This window comes from Mesorhizobium sp. M7A.F.Ca.CA.002.04.1.1 (assembly GCF_004022805.1).
Lineage (GTDB): Bacteria > Pseudomonadota > Alphaproteobacteria > Rhizobiales > Rhizobiaceae > Mesorhizobium > Mesorhizobium ciceri.
This window is the reverse complement of the sequence record NZ_RZPL01000377.1, coordinates 1-5377: the sequence shown is the minus strand read 5'-3', so window position 1 is coordinate 5377 and position 5377 is coordinate 1. Positions and strand designations below refer to the sequence as shown.

4 protein-coding genes and 1 pseudogene are annotated in these 5377 nt (G+C 63.3%); all 5 read right to left on the bottom strand.

Features of this window, described 5'->3' with window-relative positions:
• Nucleotides 1-161: 161 nt before the first annotated feature.
• A pseudogene (gene fusA, locus ENZ75_RS19465) lies at nucleotides 162-1058 on the bottom strand (elongation factor G); the annotation flags it as partial.
• A 115-nt stretch (nucleotides 1059-1173) separates the two neighbouring features.
• Entirely contained in the window at nucleotides 1174-1515 is a 342-nt protein-coding gene (locus tag ENZ75_RS19460) for a nitrile hydratase accessory protein (protein ID WP_063168265.1), read from the bottom strand.
• Nucleotides 1502-2161: a nitrile hydratase subunit beta gene (nthB, locus tag ENZ75_RS19455; RefSeq protein WP_063168266.1), complete on the bottom strand. Its 660-nt coding sequence runs from the start codon at nucleotides 2159-2161 to the stop codon at nucleotides 1502-1504. Before nthB ends, ENZ75_RS19460 begins: the two co-directional genes overlap by 14 nt.
• Nucleotides 2158-2763, bottom strand: a complete 606-nt coding sequence (gene nthA, locus ENZ75_RS19450) for a nitrile hydratase subunit alpha (protein WP_063168267.1) — start codon at nucleotides 2761-2763, stop codon at nucleotides 2158-2160. The genes nthB and nthA overlap by 4 nt, the downstream gene beginning before the upstream one ends.
• A 79-nt stretch (nucleotides 2764-2842) precedes the next feature.
• On the bottom strand, nucleotides 2843-5377 hold a 2535-nt coding region (locus tag ENZ75_RS19445; protein WP_164887871.1), incomplete at its 5' end, for an efflux RND transporter permease subunit.

Below are 5377 nucleotides of genomic sequence, written 5' to 3'. Positions count from 1 at the left end.
GAATTCCATCAGCGCGAGAGACCGGATTCGCAAGGGAAAGACAAGACAGCCGCCATCATCATCGATGCGCCGGGACGCTTAAGTGCCGCCGACGGGTCAGGCTATCAGGCACAGACAAGAACGTAAAGGGAACAATCGACCACGTCGGCTGGAAGCGAAATTCAGGCAATGGCCATGGCGGCCCGCGGGTCGCGGTCGTCGGGTGGTAGCGGAACGGGAGCGTATCCGGCATAGCTGACGCTCAACCGTGCCTGCCCGTTCGAACAGGACCGGAGTGCATCCTCCAGCTTGGACATATTTCTAAGCGGCACTGTCGCGTTGACGACGACGACCACGCCGCGGATTTCCCGACTCAGGATCTGGCCACGGCGGCTTTGCAGTTCGGCGATGACGTTGCCGACATGGGTTGCTGAAGTCATTACTTCGACCTTCATGATCGGCTCGAGCAACTGCACGCCGAGGCGTGGCGCGGCTTCGCGAAAGCAGGCGCGGCCGGCGATCTCGAAAGCCAGAGCCGAGGAATCGGTATCGTGAAAAGCGCCATCCATCAGCACCGCCTTGACGCCGATCATCGGGAAGCCCGCAAATGGACCTGAGGACAATATGCTGCGCAGCCCCTTTTCGACGCCCGCAATGTATTCGCCATGAAGCGCACCACCGACGATCCTGGACTCGAACACGGAGTCCGCGCTGTCCGCGTTCGGCTCGAACATGATCTTGACGCGGGCGAACTGACCGGTGCCGCCGGACTGCCTCTTGTGCGTGAAGTCCTGCTTGTGCGTACGGGTGATCGTCTCGCGATAGGCCACTTGTGGAGAACCAATATTCACATCGACCTGGGACTCGCGACGCAGGTGGTCAATGATGATGTCGAGGTGGAGTTCGTCCATGAAGGCGATAATGGTCTGGCCCGATTCCTCGTCTTGCATGACGCGGAAGAAAGCATCCTCGTCCGCCAGCTTCGCCAAGGCGATACGCAGCCGCTCCTGATCGGCCTTCGATTTCGGCTCGATCGCGATTTGCAGCAAAGGCCAGGGCGCGGCAGGCTTTTCCATCATGGGGATATGGTCGCTGGTGGCCCCAATATTTGCAACTGAGTGCAGGAGCGAAATCCGGACTGAGATAACGGAAGACTAAACTGATCTTTTTGGCCTGGCTGCTCGCAGCCTGCTGTCAGGGTCCAGGATCGTTCTCCAGCAGGATCGGCTTGCCGTGCGGGGTGGCATGTGCCGCGCGCTCCCAGGCCTCAGCCATCGCGTCGACATCGGCCTTGGCGGCCAGTCCCTTCGAGGCAAGCAGGCTTTCCAGCGCCGCCAGCCAATGTTCGTAATAATCATGGCCGTCCGCTGCGGCGCCCGGTCTTTTCACTTCGCTCGACAGCGCCTGCGCCCACTCGCTCCACGAAAACAGGCCCTTGTCGTGCAGCGCCACCGTCATGGCGAAGGCCTCGGCCTGCCACGGCTCGGCGAACACCGGCTCGTCGAAACCTGGCGGCAGTTCTTCACGCCGGCTCAAGATAGCTCTCCCAGGCGTCTATCGACACGCGTAGCGTCGGGTCGGCCCCCTCGCCCCAGATCTCCGATCCTTCGAAAACCACGGTGTAGACCCATTGCGGATTTTCGCCGTGTCCATGCGCGTTGCTGTCGGGAAAAACAAAACCGTCGTGCACCGCCTCGATCACGCCGTGCTTGCCGCGTGCGTAGCGCGGCAGCCGCGTGTGGCCGGTCGGGTTGAAGTTTTTGGTCCGCACGGCGTCGCCCGCCTTGAACCGCGCCGCTTGCGCCACCGGCCGGTCGCAAGGGCTGCCCTTGGCCAACACCGCGGGCACGTTTTCCGCCTTCAGCACCCTCTTGGGAGTCGCTGCTGGATCGACTGCCTTGCCCGCTTCGAGATCGCGCTGGCTGACGAAGCCATGGCGCTTTAACAGCACCTCCAGCGCCTTGATCCATATCTCGTAGTAGCTCGATGAATAGTAGACAGCCGGATGCAGCGATTCCCGTGCATGCCGGCTCTCGTCGATGTTCCAGGCGCCCATGGCGCCGGCAGTCAGCGTCACGCCGAGCGCCCGCCTTTCCCAGGCGGCATGGAAGTAAGGTTCGTCCTTTTCCGGCGCGACCGGGCCGAAACCCATCTGTCCGCCGAGATCCTGCGGCCCGTTCATGCCGGCTGTTCCGCCAGGCCGGTGCCGATCATCGCATCGCGGCTCACCAGCTCCGCCAGCCGCTCCTCGCTCCAGCCCTCGGTACCCTCGGGCCGCATCGGCACGACGAGATAGCGCAGCTCGGCAGTGGAATCCCAGACGCGGATTTTCTTGTCCGCCGGCAGCGTCAGCCCGAACTCTTCCAGCACGCCGCGCGGATCGATCACCGCGCGCGAACGATAGGGCGGCGCCTTGTACCAGACCGGCGGCAGGCCAAGCACCGACCACGGATAGCAGGAGCACAGTGTGCAGACGACGAGATTATGGGTATCCTGCGTGTTGAACACCGCCTGCATGTGCTCGCCCTGGCGGCCGGTATAGCTCAGCGATGCGATCGCCGCCGTCGCGTCGCGCTTCAGCCAATCGGCAAAGGCAGGATCGCTCCAGGCCTTGGCCACCACCCTGGCGCCGTTGCGCGGCCCGATCTTCGTCTCGTAGGTGTCGACGATGACGTCGATCGCGGCCGGATCGATCAGACCCTTCTGGGCGAGGATCGTCTCCAGCGCACGCACGCGGGCGGCAAACGGATCAAGTTCGTTATCGTGATGATGATCGTGGGACATGGCGACAAATTACGGTTCCGGTGGTGCCACCGCAAGCGCAACGCCTTGGGCCAGCGGCACATGCACTGGCCCTGTCACATCATTCGGCGGCCGCCCGCTGCGGTTCGGGCTGCATGTCTTCCCTCGCCTTGAACAGCGAGAGCTGGTCGACAGTTTCGACCGGACCCGGCTCGCCCTTGCGCTTCGACCAAAGCCCGACCAGCCAGCCCGAGAAATTCTCCATGTAGACATAGATCACCGGCGTCACGAACAGGGTCAGTGCCTGCGAGGCAAGCAGGCCGCCGACAACGGCAACGCCCAGCGGCTGGCGCAGTTCGGCGCTGGCGCCGGTGCCGAGCGCAATCGGGAACGTGCCCATGAGTGCCGCCAGCGTCGTCATCATGATCGGCCTGAAGCGCATCAGGCAGGCCTTGTGGATCGACTCGGTCGCCGACATGCCTTCTCGTCGCAACTCAAGCGCGACATCGACCATCATGATGCCGTTCTTCTTGACGATGCCGATCAGCATCAGGATGCCGATCACCGCGATGACCGACAGATCCATGCCGGCGAAGCGCAGCGCAACGACCGCTCCCAGTACGGCCGATGGCAGGCCGGTGAGGATGGTCAGCGGGTGGATGAAGCTTTCGTAGAGGATGCCGAGCACGATGTAGATGGTCAGGATTGCGCCGCCGACCAGAAAACCCTGGTTGGCCAGCGAATCCTGGAAGGTCTTGGCCGTGCCGGCAAAGGTCGTCGAGATCACCGTCGGCATGCCGATCTGCTCTTTCAGCGCATTGATGCGCGTCACGCTGTCGCCCAGCGCCACGCCCTGCGGCAGATTGTAGGAGATGGTCACGGCTGGAAGCTGGCCGAGCTGGTTGACGGTCAGGGCGCCGGCCGTGCGATCGACGCGGGCGAAGGCGCCGAGCGGAACAAGACTGCCGCTCGCCGTCCTCATCTGGATGGCCAGCATCCGCTCGGGCGACCACTCGATCTTGGGATCGAGCTCGGTGATGACTTCATAGCTGTCGGCCGAACCGAATATGGTCGAAACCTGGTCGGTGCCGAACCCGCCATAGAGGGCGGAGCGCAACGTGTCGGTATCGATACCGAGTTGGGCGGCCTTGTCGCGATCCACCACCAGCGTCGCCTGCAGCGCATTGTTCTGCAGGTCGCTGGTGACGTCGGTGAAGTTCGCATGGTCGGCCGCCATCGCGTCGTTCAGTTTCTGCGCCCAAATATCGGTGAGGCCGGTATCAAGGCCCTGAACCACGAGCTGGTAGGCGCTTGCGGACGACCGCGAGCCCAGCCTCAAATTCTGCACCGGCTGCATGTAGGTCTCGATGCCCGCCACGCGGGCCAGTTGCTTGCGCAGATCCGCAAGCACCTTCTCGATATCGGGGCGCTGGTCCTTGCCCTTGAGCTGGACGAAGAGCTGCCCCTGGTTGAGCGCGTTGTTGCCGCTGCCCGCCGACCACGCCACATGGTCGACATAGGGCGAATGCGAGAAGACGCTGGCGACCTGCCCTTGCAGCCTGGACATGGCGTCGAACGAGATGTCCTGGCGGGCAATGGTGGTCACCGATATCTGGCCGATATCCTCTTGCGGGAAGAAGCCCTTCGGCGAGATCTGGATCAGCCACACCGACGCTGCCGCGGTGCCGACGAAGACGAGGAACACCAGGAAGGTGTGCCGCAGGCAGAAGCTCAAGACCCTGTCGTAGCCGCGCGTGACGAGGTCCTGCTTGTGACCGGGGCCATGCTTGTCGCGGTCGGCTTTGGTCACCGACAGCAGCCGCGAGCACAGCATCGGCGTCAGCGTCAGCGACACGAACATCGACGCCAGGATGGCGACCGTCACCACCACGGCGAACTCGTTGAAGATGCGCCCGATGACGCCGCCCATCAGCAGCACGGGGATGAAAACCGCCACCAGCGAGATCGAGATCGAGATGATGGTGAAGCCGATTTCGCGCGCGCCCTTCAGCGAGGCGTCGAAGGCCGACAGCCCGTCCTCCTCCATGTGGCGGAAGATGTTTTCAAGCATCACGATGGCGTCGTCAACGACGAGGCCGACCGCCAGCGTCAGGCCCATCAGCGAGATGTTGTCGATGGAAAAGCCGAACAGGAACATCGCGCCGAGCGTGGCGATCAGCGAGATCGGCACCGCCACGGCCGGGATGATTGTCGCCGTCACCCGGCGCAGGAACACGAAGATCACCATGATGACCAGGGCAATGGTGAGCAGCAGCGTGAACTGCACGTCGCTGACCGCCTGCCGGATCGAACTGGAGCGGTCGTTAAGCAACTTGATGTCGGCGGCGGCCGGCATCTGGTCCTTGAAGGACGGCAGCATCGCCTTGACCTTGTCGACGACGTCGACAGTGTTGGCGTCGGGCTGGCGCTGCACGGCCATGATGATCGCGCGGGTGCCATCGTACCAACTTGCGGTCGTGGTCGTCTGCACCGAATCGACCACGCGGGTCACCTCGCCCAGCCGTACCGGGTGACCGTTCTTGGTGGCGATGATGATGTTGGAGAAACCGGCGGCGTCGGTCAGCTGCGTGTTGGCGGTGATGGTGAGCTGCTGCTTGTCGTTCTGGAGCACGCCGAGCGGCGTGTTTCTGTTGGC

Coding starts and splice junctions, on each gene's coding strand:
- nthA (WP_063168267.1), bottom strand. CDS start 2,763: ATGTCCCACGATCATCATCACGATAACGAACTTGATCCGTTTGCCGCC.
- nthB (WP_063168266.1), bottom strand. CDS start 2,161: ATGAACGGGCCGCAGGATCTCGGCGGACAGATGGGTTTCGGCCCGGTC.